General features: G+C 68.6%; 11 protein-coding genes and 1 tRNA gene. 9 read left to right on the top strand and 3 right to left on the bottom strand.

Going from position 1 to position 13,609, the window contains the following annotated elements:
• Nucleotides 1-100 precede the first annotated feature (100 nt).
• Together dnaG and rpoD are read left to right on the top strand one after the other, a co-directional pair.
• Nucleotides 101-2,062 carry a DNA primase gene (gene dnaG / locus ACK4S2_RS11535; RefSeq protein WP_409624248.1) on the top strand — a complete coding sequence of 654 codons (1,962 nt, stop codon included), beginning with the start codon at nt 101-103 and terminating at the stop codon, nt 2,060-2,062.
• A 126-nt stretch (nt 2,063-2,188) separates the two neighbouring features.
• Nucleotides 2,189-4,177, top strand: a complete 1,989-nt coding sequence (gene rpoD / locus ACK4S2_RS11540) for an RNA polymerase sigma factor RpoD (protein ID WP_409624251.1) — start codon at nt 2,189-2,191, stop codon at nt 4,175-4,177.
• 28 nt (nt 4,178-4,205) lie between these two features.
• Here the strand turns inward: rpoD and ACK4S2_RS11545 are convergent, their stop codons facing one another.
• Together ACK4S2_RS11545 and ACK4S2_RS11550 are read right to left on the bottom strand one after the other, a co-directional pair.
• Entirely contained in the window at nt 4,206-5,867 is a 1,662-nt protein-coding gene (locus ACK4S2_RS11545) for an AMP-binding protein (protein ID WP_409624254.1), read from the bottom strand.
• Nucleotides 5,857-6,333: a hypothetical protein gene (locus ACK4S2_RS11550; RefSeq protein ID WP_409624257.1), complete on the bottom strand. Its 477-nt coding sequence runs from the start codon at nt 6,331-6,333 to the stop codon at nt 5,857-5,859. Before ACK4S2_RS11550 ends, ACK4S2_RS11545 begins: the two co-directional genes overlap by 11 nt.
• Nucleotides 6,334-6,419: 86 nt before the next feature.
• Between ACK4S2_RS11550 and moaA the strand changes: the two genes are divergently transcribed.
• Complete coding sequence (moaA, locus tag ACK4S2_RS11555; RefSeq protein ID WP_409624260.1) at nt 6,420-7,424, top strand: GTP 3',8-cyclase MoaA; 1,005 nt, start codon at nt 6,420-6,422, stop codon at nt 7,422-7,424.
• Between the two features lie 126 nt (nt 7,425-7,550).
• Here moaA and ACK4S2_RS11560 read toward each other — a convergent pair.
• Nucleotides 7,551-7,635, bottom strand: a tRNA-Leu gene (locus ACK4S2_RS11560).
• Nucleotides 7,636-7,835: 200 nt separating this feature from the next.
• Here ACK4S2_RS11560 and ACK4S2_RS11565 point away from each other — a divergent pair.
• From ACK4S2_RS11565 to ACK4S2_RS11590, 6 genes are all read left to right on the top strand, one after another.
• Entirely contained in the window at nt 7,836-8,819 is a 984-nt protein-coding gene (locus tag ACK4S2_RS11565; protein ID WP_409624263.1) for a complex I NDUFA9 subunit family protein, read from the top strand.
• Nucleotides 8,819-9,754 (top strand): histone deacetylase family protein, encoded by a 936-nt coding sequence (locus ACK4S2_RS11570; RefSeq protein ID WP_409624266.1) that lies wholly within the window; start codon nt 8,819-8,821, stop codon nt 9,752-9,754. Before ACK4S2_RS11565 ends, ACK4S2_RS11570 begins: the two co-directional genes overlap by 1 nt.
• Complete coding sequence (locus tag ACK4S2_RS11575) at nt 9,751-9,984, top strand: exodeoxyribonuclease VII small subunit (protein ID WP_409624268.1); 234 nt, start codon at nt 9,751-9,753, stop codon at nt 9,982-9,984. Before ACK4S2_RS11570 ends, ACK4S2_RS11575 begins: the two co-directional genes overlap by 4 nt.
• The gene (locus ACK4S2_RS11580; protein ID WP_409624271.1) at nt 9,984-10,850 is read left to right on the top strand and encodes a polyprenyl synthetase family protein; all 867 of its coding nucleotides are present in this window, start codon (nt 9,984-9,986) and stop codon (nt 10,848-10,850) included. The genes ACK4S2_RS11575 and ACK4S2_RS11580 overlap by 1 nt, the downstream gene beginning before the upstream one ends.
• Nucleotides 10,851-10,949: 99 nt before the next feature.
• A complete protein-coding gene (gene dxs, locus ACK4S2_RS11585; RefSeq protein WP_409624273.1) occupies nt 10,950-12,863 on the top strand; it encodes a 1-deoxy-D-xylulose-5-phosphate synthase in 1,914 nt (637 codons plus the stop codon).
• A complete protein-coding gene (locus ACK4S2_RS11590; RefSeq protein ID WP_409624276.1) occupies nt 12,860-13,507 on the top strand; it encodes a 5'-methylthioadenosine/S-adenosylhomocysteine nucleosidase in 648 nt (215 codons plus the stop codon). Before dxs ends, ACK4S2_RS11590 begins: the two co-directional genes overlap by 4 nt.
• The last annotated feature ends 102 nt before the right edge of the window (nt 13,508-13,609 follow it).

Genomic DNA, 13,609 nt, shown 5'->3' on the forward strand with positions numbered 1-13,609 from the left:
CACGCCGCCGGAAGGGCCTTCGGCCCCTCCGGGCCACCCGAATCCGCGACCTGCGTGCAGCAGGGGTGCGAATCGCTGTCCCCCGGCCTATATCGGTTGCATGAGCCTGCCGCCCGGATTCCTCGACGAGTTGCGCAACCGCCTTTCGCTGGCCCAGGTGGTTGGGCGCAAGGTCGTCTGGGATATGCGCAAATCGAACCAGGGCAAGGGCGACATGTGGGCGCCCTGCCCCTTCCATCAGGAAAAAAGTGCCTCTTTCCATGTGGATGACCGCAAGGGCTACTATTACTGCTTCGGCTGTCACGCCAAGGGCGATGCGATTTCCTTCGTGAAGGAAACCGAGAACGTCGGCTTCATGGAGGCGGTGGAGATCCTGGCGCGCGAAGCGGCCATGCCGATGCCCGCGCGCGATCCGGCCGCGGTTCAGGTCGCCGACCGGCGCACGAAGCTGGCCGAGGTGATGGAGGCGGCGGTGCAGCACTATCGGCTGATGCTGCGCGGATCGGCCGGGGCGCTGGCACGCGATTACCTGGCACGGCGCCGGTTGGCCGAAGCTGCACAGGACCGCTGGCACATCGGTTGGGCGCCCGAGGCGCGCGCGGGCCTGGTGCAGGCGCTGGGGGCCAAGGGAATCGGCGCCGACCTGCTGGTCGAGGCGGGGCTGGCGATCCGGCCGGACGATGGCGGCGCCCCCTATGACCGTTTCCGCGGGCGGGTGATCTTTCCCATCCGCGATGCGCGGGGGCGCGCGATTTCGCTGGGGGGCCGCGCGCTGGACCCGAACGCGCGGGCCAAATACCTGAACGGCCCCGAAACCGCGCTGTTCGACAAGGGGCGCAGCCTGTTCAACCACGGCCCGGCGCGCGAAGCCGCGGGCAAGGGCCAGAGGCTGATCGTGGCCGAAGGCTACATGGACGTGATCGCCCTGTCCGAGGCCGGGTTCACCGGCGCGGTGGCGCCCCTGGGCACGGCGGTGACGGCCGAGCAGTTGCAGATGCTGTGGCGCATGCACGACGAGCCGGTGATTGCGCTGGACGGCGACGCCGCCGGCATCCGCGCCGCCTTGCGCGTCATCGACCTGGCCTTGCCCTTGCTGGAGGCCGGCAAGGGCCTGCGCTTTGCCGTGCTTCCCGGCGGGATGGACCCGGACGACCTCATCAAGGCCGAGGGCCCGGGCGGGTTCCAGCGCGTGCTGGATGGCGCACAGCCGATGGTGCGCCTGCTGTGGCAGCGCGAAACCGAAGGTCAGGTGTTTGACAGCCCGGAACGTCGCGCAGCGCTGGACAAGCGTTTGCGGGCAGTTCTGGCACGCATCGCCGACCCCACGATCCGCACGCATTACGGCACCGAGCTGAAATCCCTGCGCGAAGGGCTGTTCGGCACCGGCGTTCGGGCGCCGCGCGGCTTTGTGCCGACGGCGCGCGGCGCGGCCGGCAAGCTGCGCGCCGCGACCCAGCCCCCGAGCCCGAGCGCGCGCGCCTCGTTGCTGGCGGTTTCGGGCGCCCCGGTCGAGGACACGCTGCGCGAGGCGGTGGTTCTGGCGGTGCTGGCGCTGCACCCGGCGCTGATCGACGAATTCGATGCCCCGCTGCAAAGGCTGGAATGCCAGTCGCCCGCCCACGCCGCGGTGCGTGCGGCATTGCTGCGCGCGGCGCACACCCCCGAACCGGCCGCACAGGTGCAGGCGCTGGCCGGCGAGGCGCTTGACTTGCTCCGCAACGACCCCCATGTCCGGCTGTGTCCGGCGTCGCGCAAGCCGGCAGATGCGGATCTGGCGCGACTGTGCCTGGCCGAGGAATTCGCCAAGCTGGAAGCCCGCCGTGCCGCGCGCCGGGAAATTGCCGACGGGGAACGGGAAATCGAGGGAAGCGCCGATGAAGGGCTGACATGGAGGGTGTCCAAGGCCGCCGAAGCCGTCAACCGCCCGCTCGGGTCCGCGCAGGAGACCAAACCCGAAAGCGTGGTCGCGGAAAACGGGGTCGAACTGGCACGCGATGATCTGGACTATTCGGCGCGCGTCTTCGGCGCCATCGACTTTACCCGGGGGGGGCGCAGCCGTTGAAACCGGCACAAGTGCTCTCATCCTTGCCGACAAGCGCGTCCGAGGCTTTTCCCCGCCGCGATTCGCGCTATTGATTCGAAACTTACTGGGGTGATTCGGCCCCGTTCTGCAGGAGCATCCAGGGCGATGAAGGACACCGACGACGTCAAGCCGGCCGAACAGGATGCCGACCACAGCCTGGACATGAGCCAGGCTGCCGTGCGCAAGATGATCGCCGACGCGCGCGAACGTGGCTACATCACCATCGACCAGCTGAATGCCGTTCTGCCGCCCGAACAGGTCGGATCCGAGCAGATCGAGGACGTGATGTCGATGCTGTCCGAAATGGGTATCAACGTCGTCGAAGGCGAGGAGGCCGACGAAGGCGACGCCGCAGGCGGCGAGCTGGTGGAAACCGGGGCGGGCTCGCGCGAGGTGGCGCTGGCCGGCGTGCAATCCGAAACGCTCGACCGCACCGACGATCCGGTGCGGATGTATCTGCGCGAGATGGGCTCGGTAGAGCTCTTGTCGCGCGAAGGCGAAATCGCCATCGCCAAGCGGATCGAGGCCGGGCGCAACACCATGATTGCGGGCCTGTGCGAAAGCCCGCTGACCTTTCAGGCCATCACCATCTGGCGTGACGAACTGCTGAACGAAGACATCCTGCTGCGCGACGTGATCGACCTCGAAGCGACCTTCGGCCGATCGGTCGATGGCGACGACGCCATGGACGGCCCTGACCTGGAGGGGATAGAGGTCAACACCGCGGCGCCGCGCCGGTCCGCCGGGACGGAGCCGGAGCTCGATGCCGATGGCAACCCGCTGTCGCGCGTCGAAGAAGACGACGACGATGACGACGCCTCGAACATGTCGCTGGCGGCAATGGAAGCCGCGCTTAAGCCCAAGGTGCTGGACACGCTGGCGATCATTGCGCGCGATTACGTCAAGCTGGCAGAAATGCAGAACCAGCGCATGTCGGCGACACTGTCGGAGAAGAACCGCTATTCGGCCGCCGACGAAGCCGCCTATCAGAAGCTGCGGTCCGAGATCGTGACGCTGGTGAACGAGCTGCACCTGCACAACAACCGGATCGAGGCGCTGATCGACCAGCTTTACGGCATCAACCGCAAGATCATGTCGATCAATTCGGGCATGGTGAAGCTGGCCGACCAGGCGCGCATCAACCGGCAGGAGTTCATCCAGGAATACCAGGGCTACGAGCTGGACCCTGGCTGGATGGACCGGATGGCCCGCAAATCGGGGCGCGGCTGGCAGACGCTGGTCGAAAAATTCCGCCCGCAGGTGGAGGAGCTGCGGAACGAAATGGCCCAGGTCGGCCAGTATGTCGGCGTGGACATCAGCGAATTCCGCCGGATCGTGAACCAGGTGCAGAAGGGCGAAAAGGAGGCCCGTCAGGCCAAGAAGGAAATGGTCGAGGCCAACCTGCGCCTCGTGATTTCCATCGCCAAGAAATACACCAACCGCGGGTTGCAATTCCTGGACCTGATCCAGGAAGGCAACATCGGCCTGATGAAGGCGGTGGACAAGTTCGAATACCGCCGTGGCTACAAGTTCTCGACCTACGCGACCTGGTGGATCCGGCAGGCCATCACCCGGTCCATCGCCGACCAGGCCCGCACCATCCGCATTCCGGTCCACATGATCGAGACGATCAACAAGCTGGTGCGGACGGGGCGCCAGATGCTGCACGAGATCGGCCGGGAACCCACGCCCGAGGAGCTGGCCGAAAAGCTGCAGATGCCGCTGGAGAAGGTCCGCAAGGTGATGAAGATCGCCAAGGAACCGATCAGCCTCGAAACCCCCATCGGGGACGAGGAGGACAGCCAGCTTGGCGATTTCATCGAGGACAAGAATGCGATCCTGCCGCTCGATTCGGCCATTCAGGAGAACCTGAAGGAAACCACGACCCGCGTCCTCGCCTCGCTCACCCCGCGCGAGGAACGGGTGCTGCGCATGCGCTTCGGCATCGGGATGAACACCGACCACACGCTCGAGGAGGTGGGCCAGCAGTTCAGCGTCACCCGCGAACGCATCCGCCAGATCGAGGCCAAGGCGCTGCGCAAGCTGAAACACCCCAGCCGCAGCCGCAAGCTGCGCAGTTTCCTCGACCAATAGGCAAAAGGCGCCCTGCGGGGCGCCTTTTTCAGTCCGGCAAGCCTTCGTCGCGCAAGGCGCGGCGGATGATCTTGCCCGTTGCCGTCATCGGCAGGGACGCGCGCGCCACGATGCGGCGCGGCGCGACGTGCGGGCTGACGCGGCTGCGCACCCGCTCCACCAACCGGGCAGACAGCGCGTCGGACCAGACGGCACCTTCGCGCAAGACTACATGCGCCACAACGATTTCGGTGCGAATCGGGTCGGGCACACCCACCACCGCGGCCATGACCACATCGGGGTCGCCGGTCAGGCAATTCTCGATCTCGGTCGGCCCGATCCGGTAGCCCGAGGAGGTGATGATGTCGTCATCGCGCGCGACATAGGTGAAATACCCGTCGGCATCGCAGGTGGCCAGATCGCCCGTGCGCATCCAGTCGCCCTGGAACTTTGCCGCGGTCTTTTCGGGCTGGTTCCAGTAGCCCAGGAACATCGAGGGCGCACCGCGCCGCACCGCGATCTCGCCGACTTCGTCTGCCGCGGCGACAGCGCCATCCGGCCGCAGCACCGCCACCTCGAAGCCGGGCAGCGCCTTGCCCATCGTGCCGGGCTTGACCGGCATGAACCCGGCCGCCTGCGTCAGCATCAGGTTGCACTCGGTCTGGCCGTAAAGCTCGTTGATCGGGCAACCCAGCGCCTGCCGGCCCCAGGCCAGCAGGTCGGCGCCCAGTGATTCGCCCCCCGACGACACCGACCGCAAGGCGACGCCATCCGGCACCGGCGCCTGTCGCATCAGCTTCAGCGCGGTCGGCGGCAGAAAGGCGTTGCGGATGCCCCGGTCGCGGATCAGCGCCCAGGCCTCGGCGGGGTCGAAGCGCGCCATCCGATGCGCCACCAGCGGCACCCCGTAGTAAAGGCAAGGGATTGCCATATCCATCAACCCGCCGATCCAGGCCCAGTCCGCCGGGGTCCAGCCGCAATCGCCGGGCAAGGGAAAGCCTTCGTGGGTGATTTCCATCGAAGGCAGGTGCCCCAGCAGGAAACGATGCGCATGCAAGGCCCCCTTGGGGGCGCCGGTGGTGCCCGAGGTGTAGATCATCACCGCAGGGTCTTCGGGCCCCACCGCTGCGGGTGTGCCCAGCGGCGGGTGGGCGGCAATCGCGGCCATCAGGTCGTGCGCCCCTGCCCCACCACCCTGGGCGAATACCGCGCGCAGCTCCGGCAGATCGGCCCGCAGCGCGGTCAGCTTGGGCAGGTTGTCGGTATCGGTGATGGCGGCACGGGCGCCGCTGTCGGCCAGGCGATAGGACAGCGCCTCGGCGCCGAACAGGGTAAACAGCGGCAGGACGATGGCGCTGAGTTTCAGAATGGCGAAATGCGCCACCACGACCAGCGCCCCCTGCGGCAGAAACACCGCCACCCGGTCGCCGCGCCCCACCCCGGCCGCAGCCAGCGCACTGGCCAGCCGGTCGGAGGCGTCCTTGAGCTGGCGATAGGTCCAGTCGCGCCCGGACCCGTGGTCCTGCACCGCCACCCGGTCGGGCAGGACGGCCGCCCAACTGTCGCAGCAGCTGTGCCAGATCGGCCCCATGCGCGCGGCATGGCCTGCGGCATCGGCCGCAAACCCCGTGCGCAACGCAGCCCAGTCCCTTCCCGGGCGCAGCACCCTGCGGCGCGCCTGTTCGGCCCGCAGCATCGGGTCAACCGCCATAGACCGCCACCTTGGGCAAGTCGGTCAACCCCAGGCCGAGCGCGCGGTAAGCCGCCAGCGAAAGCTGGGGGCCACCCCCGGCCAGAGGGCGCAGCTCCACCTGCACCGACTGGCCCGAGGCCAGCCGAACCGATCCGGGCCGCGGCGCCGTTACCAGGGCCGACCGCAGCCAGAATCCCTGTTCGGCCGGGTTGCCCAGCGACACCACCAATTCGCCCAGCTTGCCGCCGCTGACCGGAGCCGCCACCGCCGCCGCGCGTTCGGCAGGTGTGGTGCGGTCGAAGGCAGCCGCGCTGCGCGTGCCTTGCGGTGCCAGCCGGCCCGCCACGGCGCCGGGCCGGGCCTGCGGCGCCGTGGCAACCGCGGTTGTCTCGGCCCAGGGTTGGGCGGTGGCTTCGAGGCGCTGACGGTCGCAGGCCGACAGGGCGAAAAGGATCGCCAGGCAAGACAGGAACAGATGTTTCATGCCCCTGACGATAGGCCGCAAGGCAGCGTCTGGCAACGGCAACAGGCGGGGTTGTCGTGCCGCGCACGCAGGTCTAACTTGCCGGCATGACCGCACCGCTGATCGACCCCTTCGCGCGCCCCATCACCTACCTTCGGGTTTCGGTGACCGACCGTTGCGACTTTCGTTGCACCTACTGCATGGCAGAGCACATGACGTTTCTGCCCAAGGCAGATCTGCTGACGCTGGAGGAGCTGGACCGCCTGTGTTCCGCCTTCGTCGGGCTCGGGGTGGAAAAGCTGCGCATCACCGGGGGCGAGCCGCTGGTGCGCAAGGGAATCATGGCGTTCTTTCGCTCGATGTCGCGGCATCTGGCCTCGGGCGCGCTGAAGGAGCTGACGCTGACCACCAATGGCAGCCAGCTGCGCAAGTATGCCGCAGAGCTGGCCGATTGCGGCGTGCGCCGGGTCAACGTCTCGCTCGACACGCTGGACGATGCCAGGTTCGCCGCCATCACCCGCTGGGGCCGCCTGCCGCAGGTGCTGGACGGAATCGCCGCCGCACAGGAAGTCGGGCTGCGGGTCAAGATCAACGCCGTGGCGCTGAAGGGGTTCAACGAGGACGAACAGTTCAGCCTGACCGAATGGTGCGCGCAGCAGGGCCACGACCTGACCTGGATCGAGGTGATGCCGATGGGCGACATGGGCGAGGAAGCGCGGCTCGACCAGTACTGGCCGCTCAGCGATGTGCGCGCGCGCTATGCACAGCGATTCACGGTCACCGACCTGGCCGAGCGCACCGGCGGCCCGGCACGCTATGTCCGGCTGGAGGAAACCGGCCAGAAGATCGGTTTCATTACCCCGCTGACCCATAATTTCTGCGAAAGCTGCAATCGCGTGCGGCTGACCTGCACCGGCGAACTGTACATGTGCCTTGGCCAGGAAGACATGGCCGATCTGCGCGCGCCCTTGCGGGCTTCGGCCGATGATGCCGTGCTGGTTGCCGCGATCCGCGATGCCATCGCGCGCAAGCCCAAGGGGCACGATTTCGACTATTCGCGCCAGCGGGTTGTCGGGCAGGTTTCGCGCCACATGAGCCACACCGGGGGCTGAGCGCCACGCGCAGGCCGGCGCAGACCCTGCGCACCGGCCGGCCGCCCGGCGCCATGCAGCCCCCCTCTGCCCGGCACAAAGGAAAAGACCCGCAACCGGTTACGGTTGCGGGTCTTTTTCAAGAATTGGTGCCCAGAAGAGGACTCGAACCTCCACGCCTTGCGGCACTGGTACCTGAAACCAGCGCGTCTACCAATTCCGCCATCTGGGCCCGGGTTGGTGAGCGGTGATGTATCGGCGCCGTCAGGGAGTGTCAACAGCCCCCGCGCGGGATTTTTGGTCTTTTTGTGTCGGGGCCCGATTTGCGGCACCCTGCCCTGGGCCGGGACCGCTCTGCCGCAGCGGTCGCGCCTTGTCGCGCCGCCGCACAGGCGCTAGATAACAGCGCGTATCCGCAGGAAAGGGAGCCGCATGTCCAGACTAGTCACCATCTATGGCGGGTCGGGCTTTGTCGGGCGCTACGTGGCGCGCCGGATGGCGCAGGCCGGCTGGCGCGTCCGGGTTGCCGTGCGCCGTCCGAACGAGGCGTTGTTCGTGCGCCCCTACGGCACCCCCGGGCAGGTCGAGCCGGTGCTGTGCAACATTCGTGACGATGCCTCGGTGCGCGCGGCGCTGGAGGGCGCAGATGCCGTGGTGAACTGCGTCGGCATCCTCAACGCTGTCGGCCGCAACGGATTCGATGCCGTGCAGGCCGAAGGTGCGGGCCGCATTGCCCGCGCGGCGGCGGCAGCAGGGGTGGCGCATCTGGTGCATGTGTCGGCGATCGGGGCCGATGCAGGATCGGACTCCGACTATGCCCGCACCAAAGCCGAAGGCGAAGCCGCTGTGCTGGCCGCCTTTCCCGATGCGGTGATCCTGCGGCCGTCGATCATCTTCGGGCCCGAAGACCAGTTCTTCAACCGTTTCGCCGGCATGGCGCGCATGGCGCCCGTGCTGCCGCTGGTGGGGGCCGACACCCGCTTTCAGCCCGTGCATGTCGAGGACGTGGCCAAGGCCGCCGTGCTGGGCGCCACGGGGCAAGCCGCACCCGGCATCTACGAACTGGGCGGGCCCGAGGTCGACACCTTCCGCGGCCTGATGCAGCGCATGCTGCGGGTGATCCAGCGCAAGCGCATCATCCTCGGGGTGCCGCGCGCGCTGATGGCGCCGGTGGCCTTTGCGCTGGACATGGTGCAGACGGTCACGCTGGGCCTGATCGAGAACCGCGTGCTGACGCGCGACCAGTTGCGCAACCTCGGGCGCGACAATGTGGTTTCCGAAGGCGCGCGCACGCTGGCCGACCTGGGCATCGAGCCCACGGCGATGGAGGCGGTGCTGCCCGAATACCTGTGGCGCTTCCGTCCGGCGGGGCAATACGCGGCAATCAAGGCCTCGGCCCGGAACATCCGGGCCTGATGGCCACCGCGTTCTACTCGCATGCCGACAGCCTGCGGCACCTGACCCCGCCCGGCCACCCCGAACAGGTGGACCGGATGCGGGCGGTCTGGCAGGCGCTCGAGGCGCCCGATTTTGCGGCCCTGCTGCGGCGCGAGGCGCCGCCGGCCGAAGCCGCCGACATCCTGCGCGCGCATCCGCAAAGCCATCTGGACGCGGTCGTTGCCAGCGTTCCGCTGACCGGCTTCAACCCGATGGACGGCGATACCTTCCTGTCGCCCGGGTCGCTGGATGCGGCCTTGCGGGCCGCCGGCGGGGTTTGTGCCGCGGTGGATGCCGTGATGGCAGGCGAAGTGCGCAACGCCTTTGCCGCCGCCCGCCCGCCGGGGCACCATGCGGAACGGGCCCGCGCGATGGGGTTCTGCCTGTTTTCCAACGTGGCCATCGCCGCCTTGCGCGCGCTGGAGGTGCATGGGCTCGACCGGGTGGCCATCGTGGATTTCGACGTGCACCACGGCAACGGCACCCAGGATGTCGTCTGGAACGATCCGCGCGTCCTGTTCGTCTCGTCGCACCAGTGGCCGCTTTATCCCGGCACGGGGCGCCCTTCGGAAACCGGCGCGCACGGCAATGTGCTGAACGTTACCCTGCCCCCCAATTCCGACGGCGCCGCGATGCGCGCGGCCTACGACACCCAGGTCTGGCCAGAGCTGGAGGAGTTCGAGCCGGAGCTGATCCTGGTCTCCGCCGGCTTTGATGCCCACGCCGCCGACCCGCTGGCCAACCTGCGCTGGCGCGAGGACGATTTCGCCTGGCTGACCCGCCGCCTGTGCGAGATTGCCGCGGCACATGCCGGGGGGCGCTTGGTTTCCAGCCTGGAAGGCGGCTATGATCTTTCGGCGCTGGCGGCTTCGGTCGCGGTGCATGTCCGCGTGTTGATGGAGCATTCCGCATGACCGACCTGTCCGCCCTGAGCTTCGAGGCCGCAATGGCCGAACTGGAGGATGTCGTGCGCAAGCTGGAATCCGGCGCAGTCGCGCTGGAGGAATCGATCGCGCTTTACGAACGCGGCGCCGCCCTGAAGGCGCATTGCGACGCGATGCTGCGCGCGGCCGAGGAAAAGATCGAACTGATCCGCGCCCGCGACGGCGCCGCGGTGGGCACCAGCCCGGCCGAGGGGTTGTGATGTTCCCCGACCGGCTGGCCCGGGCGCAGCAGGCCATCGCAGCGCACCTCGCGGCCCGGCTGGCCGGGCTGCCCGACCAGCCGGTGGTGCACGCGATGCGCTATGCGGTTGCCGGCGGCAAACGGTTGCGCGGGTTCCTGGTGCTGGAAACCGCCGCCTTGCACGACCTGCCGGTCGAGGCGACGATCGACGCGGCGGCGGCGGTGGAATGCCTGCACGCCTATAGCCTCGTGCACGACGATCTGCCGGCGATGGATGACGACGCGCTGCGCCGCGGCCAACCCACCGTCCACGTCAAGTGGGACGAGGCGACGGCGATTCTGGCCGGCGATGCGTTGCAGACGCTGGCCTTCGAGTTGCTGGCGGCGCCGGCGCTCGGCCCGGCCGAACGTCGCGTGGCGCTGGTGGCGTCGTTGGCCAGGGCTTCGGGGGCCGAAGGCATGGTGCTGGGTCAGGCACTGGACATCGCCGCCGAAACCGCGCCCCGTCCTCTGACGCTGGAGGAAATTACCGCCTTGCAAGCGGGCAAGACCGGCGCGCTGATCCGCTGGTCGGCCGAGGCCGGCGCCGTGCTGGCCGGTGCCGACCCCGCGCCGCTGCGCGCCTATGCCACGGCGCTTGGCCTTGCCTTTCAGATCGCGGACGACATCCTTGACGTGACGGGCGATGCGGACAAGGCCGGCAAGGCCTTGCGCAAGGATGCAGTAGCCGGCAAGGCCACGTTCGTGTCGCTGCTGGGGCTGGAGGGCGCGCGGGCCCGCGCCGAAGCGCTGGTGGCCGAAGCCCAGGAGGCGCTGGCCCCCTATGGAGGACGGGCCGATGTGCTGCGCGATTGCGCCCGCTTCGTGCTGGCGCGCGAGAGTTGAGGGAGGAAGGGGGCGCTCGCGCCCCCTCTGGCCCGTGCCGGGCCATTCACCCCCCGAGGATATTTTCAGCAAGGTGAAACACGTGCAGCAGGTGCAGGGATGAGTGAGCGGCCGAAGACCCCGGTGCTGGACCGCGTGACGGTGCCGGCCGACATGAAGGCGCTGGCCGACCGCGAGTTGCGCCAGCTGGCCGACGAGTTGCGGGCCGAGACGATCTCGGCGGTGTCCGTTACGGGTGGGCACCTGGGCGCGGGGCTGGGCGTGGTGGAACTGACCGTGGCGCTACACGCGGTGTTCGAGGCGCCGCGCGACAAGATCATCTGGGACGTGGGCCACCAGTGCTATCCGCACAAGATCCTCACCGGCCGGCGCGACCGCATCCGCACCTTGCGGCAGGAGGGCGGGCTTTCGGGGTTTACCAAGCGCTCCGAGTCGCCCTACGACCCGTTCGGGGCGGCGCATTCGTCCACCTCCATTTCGGCGGCACTGGGGTTTGCAGCGGCGCGCGACCTCGGGGGCGATCCGGGCGATGCGGTCGCGGTGATCGGCGACGGTTCGATGAGCGCCGGCATGGCCTTCGAGGCGATGAACAACGCCGGCCATCTGAAGAAGCGGTTGTTCATCATCCTCAATGACAACGAAATGTCGATTGCCCCGCCGGTGGGGGCGCTGTCGGCCTATCTGTCGCGGCTTTATGCCGGCGCACCGTTCCAGGATCTGAAGGAGGTGGCCAAGGGCGCCGTCCGGTTCCTGCCCGAGCCGTTCCAGGAGGGGGCCAAGCGTGCCAAGGACATGCTCAAGGGCATGGCGGTGGGCGGCACGCTGTTCGAATCGCTGGGGATTTCCTATGTCGGCCCGATCGACGGGCACGATCTGGACCAGTTGCTGCCGGTCTTGCGCACGGCGCGGGCGCGGGCGACGGGGCCGATCCTCATTCATGTGCTGACGAAAAAGGGCAAGGGCTATGCCCCGGCCGAACGCGCCCGCGACAAGGGCCATGCGACCGCGCGCTTCGACGTGGCCACCGGCGAGCAGGTCAAGGCGCCGTCGAACGCGCCAAGCTATACCAAGGTGTTTGCGCAAAGCCTGATCCGTCAGGCCGAAACCGATGGGCGGATCGTGGCGATTACCGCAGCGATGCCGGATGGCACCGGCCTGAACCTGTTCGCCGAACGGTTCCCGGCCCGCTGCTTTGACGTGGGCATCGCCGAACAACACGCGGTGACCTTTGCTGCCGGGCTGGCAGCAGGGGGGATGCGGCCGTTCTGCGCGCTCTATTCCACCTTCCTGCAGCGCGGTTACGACCAGGTGGTGCATGACGTGGCGATCCAGCGTCTGCCCGTGCGCTTTGCCATCGACCGTGCCGGCCTGGTGGGGGCCGACGGCGCCACCCATGCCGGCGCCTTCGACGTGGCATTCCTTGCCAACCTGCCGGGTTTCGTGGTGATGGCCGCCGCCGACGAGGCCGAACTTGTCCATATGGTGGCCACCGCCGCGGCGCTGGATGATGCGCCTTCGGCGTTCCGTTTTCCGCGCGGCGACGGCGTGGGTGTCGAGATGCCCGAGCGCGGGGTGCCGCTGGAAATCGGCCGGGGTCGGCTGGTCCGCGATGGGGGGCGGGTGGCGCTGTTGTCGTTCGGCACGCGGTTGGCCGAGGTGTTGAAGGCGGCCGAGGCGCTGACCGCCCGCGGTCTTGCCCCGACGGTGGCCGACGCGCGCTTTGCCAAGCCGCTCGACCGCGACCTGATCCTGCAGCTTGCACGCCATCACGAGGCGCTGATCACCATCGAGGAAGGCGCCGTTGGCGGCTTCGGCAGCCATGTCGCGCAACTGCTGGCGGACGAAGGTGTGTTCGACCGCGGGCTGAAATACCGCTCGATGGTGCTGCCCGACATCTTCATCGACCAGGCCAGCCCCGAGGCGATGTATCGCATCGCCGGCATGGATGCTGCCCAGATCGAGGCGCGTGTGCTTTCGGTGCTGGGCATCGAACGGCTGGGCCTGCGGGCATGAACGGGCCGGACCTGATCGGCGGTGTGCCGGTGCTGTTCACGATGGCGCACGAGCTGGAATACGGCCCCGCCTTGCGCGCCCGCATCCGCCCGTTGATGACCGGGGTGGGCCCGGTCGAGGCAGCGGTGTCGTTGACGGCGGCGCTGTCGGTGCTGGCGGGGCGGCAGGCGTTGCCGGCGCTGGTGGTCTCGCTCGGCTCGGCCGGCTCGCGCAGCTTGCCGCAAGGCGCGGTGTTCCAGGTTTCTCAGGTATCCTGGCGCGATATCGACGCAAGCCCGCTCGGGTTCGAAGCCGGGCGCACGCCGTTTCTCGATCTGCCGGCGCGGGTCGATCTTGCCCATCTGCTGCCCGGGCTGCCGCGGGCGCGCTTGTCGACCGGGGCGAATGTCGTGTCGGGCGCGGCCTACGACGCGATCGATGCCGACATGGTCGATATGGAAACCTTCGCCCATCTGCGCGCGGCCCAACGCTTCGGCATTCCGCTGATCGGCCTGCGCGGCGTGTCGGACGGCGCCGAAGATCTGCGCCGCCTTTCCGACTGGACGCAAGCCTTGGGCGAAATCGACCTGCGATTGGCCGAGGCCGTCGACCTTTTGGCCGAAACGCTGGCCAACGGCGACCTCGACCTTTCCCCGGCCCATTGAACGCAGGGCGCACGGGGCAGCCCGGAGGGGCAGCGCCCCTCCGGCGGGGTGCGGGGCTGGCCCCGCGGCGCCCGAGCCCACTCGATGGGGGCGACGGGCGCC

Source organism: Gemmobacter sp., from assembly GCF_046292685.1.
Classification (GTDB): domain Bacteria; phylum Pseudomonadota; class Alphaproteobacteria; order Rhodobacterales; family Rhodobacteraceae; genus Wagnerdoeblera.

Excerpts from the sequence above, each read along its gene's own strand:
- ACK4S2_RS11570 (WP_409624266.1), top strand. The coding sequence starts at position 8,819 with ATGGCCACCGCGTTCTACTCGCATGCCGACAGCCTGCGGCACCTGACC.
- ACK4S2_RS11550 (WP_409624257.1), bottom strand. The coding sequence starts at position 6,333 with ATGAAACATCTGTTCCTGTCTTGCCTGGCGATCCTTTTCGCCCTGTCG.
- ACK4S2_RS11545 (WP_409624254.1), bottom strand. The coding sequence starts at position 5,867 with ATGGCGGTTGACCCGATGCTGCGGGCCGAACAGGCGCGCCGCAGGGTG.
- dnaG (WP_409624248.1), top strand. The coding sequence starts at position 101 with ATGAGCCTGCCGCCCGGATTCCTCGACGAGTTGCGCAACCGCCTTTCG.
- rpoD (WP_409624251.1), top strand. The coding sequence starts at position 2,189 with ATGAAGGACACCGACGACGTCAAGCCGGCCGAACAGGATGCCGACCAC.
- ACK4S2_RS11580 (WP_409624271.1), top strand. The coding sequence starts at position 9,984 with ATGTTCCCCGACCGGCTGGCCCGGGCGCAGCAGGCCATCGCAGCGCAC.
- dxs (WP_409624273.1), top strand. The coding sequence starts at position 10,950 with ATGAGTGAGCGGCCGAAGACCCCGGTGCTGGACCGCGTGACGGTGCCG.
- ACK4S2_RS11565 (WP_409624263.1), top strand. The coding sequence starts at position 7,836 with ATGTCCAGACTAGTCACCATCTATGGCGGGTCGGGCTTTGTCGGGCGC.
- moaA (WP_409624260.1), top strand. The coding sequence starts at position 6,420 with ATGACCGCACCGCTGATCGACCCCTTCGCGCGCCCCATCACCTACCTT.
- ACK4S2_RS11575 (WP_409624268.1), top strand. The coding sequence starts at position 9,751 with ATGACCGACCTGTCCGCCCTGAGCTTCGAGGCCGCAATGGCCGAACTG.
- ACK4S2_RS11590 (WP_409624276.1), top strand. The coding sequence starts at position 12,860 with ATGAACGGGCCGGACCTGATCGGCGGTGTGCCGGTGCTGTTCACGATG.